This is a genomic window from Pseudohoeflea suaedae, from assembly GCF_004354915.1.
GTDB lineage: Bacteria > Pseudomonadota > Alphaproteobacteria > Rhizobiales > Rhizobiaceae > Pseudohoeflea > Pseudohoeflea suaedae.
The window spans coordinates 1-670 of the sequence record NZ_SMSI01000012.1 but is presented as its reverse complement, the minus strand read 5'-3'; the positions used below and the strand labels follow the sequence as shown (position 1 = coordinate 670).

Here is a 670-nt window from a genome sequence, read left to right as displayed (position 1 = left end):
ACCGGTCAGCAGGCCGCCGGTGGAGCGTTCGGTGGTGTGGCTCTCGCCGCTGCCATTGGTCTTGCCGTAGGAGCCGTAGGCCTGACCCCAATAGCCATAGCCGCGTCCGGTTTTCGACTGCCCGGCGACCTGATCGAAGGCGGCCGGGGCCTTGGCTTCCTCGCCATAGGCAAGGTCCCCATGCGTGCCTTCACCCGAACCGGCCGTGTGGTCGCTCGCCAGCGACGAGCGCAGGCGCCACGTGACCTGGTCGCGGGTCAGCCCGGCGCTCTGGACCACCGAGGCCTGGGTCGAGGCATGGGCCTCGCCGGAGACCGCGACGACCGCATCGATCACATCGTCCTCGCTGCTCAGGGTGAGGAAACTGTCGAAGACGCCATTGCCCGCGCCGAGGCTTTCGATTGCATCGGCGATGTCGGCCTGGGTCTGTGTCCGGGTGAAATCGGAGAAGGCCGCGTCGTTGCGGTTCACGGTCAGTTCGACACTGTCGTCGTTGAAGCTGAGCGTGCCGTCGAGGAAGAGCAGGTCTTCGACGACGGAGCCGAATTCGCCGTCGAGCTCGCCGGTCAGGATCGTGGTGGCGGTGTCGAGTTCGAAGGCGAGCGGTCCCTTGGCCACGAGCCTGACATCGGCGCCGGAATCGATCGTGACGGTGCCGTCCACGTCGAGA

The 670-nt window shown here is 66.7% G+C and carries 1 pseudogene; it reads right to left on the bottom strand.

The window, feature by feature from the left end:
* Positions 1-670 (bottom strand): annotated as a pseudogene (locus E2A64_RS17860) (hypothetical protein); the annotation flags it as partial.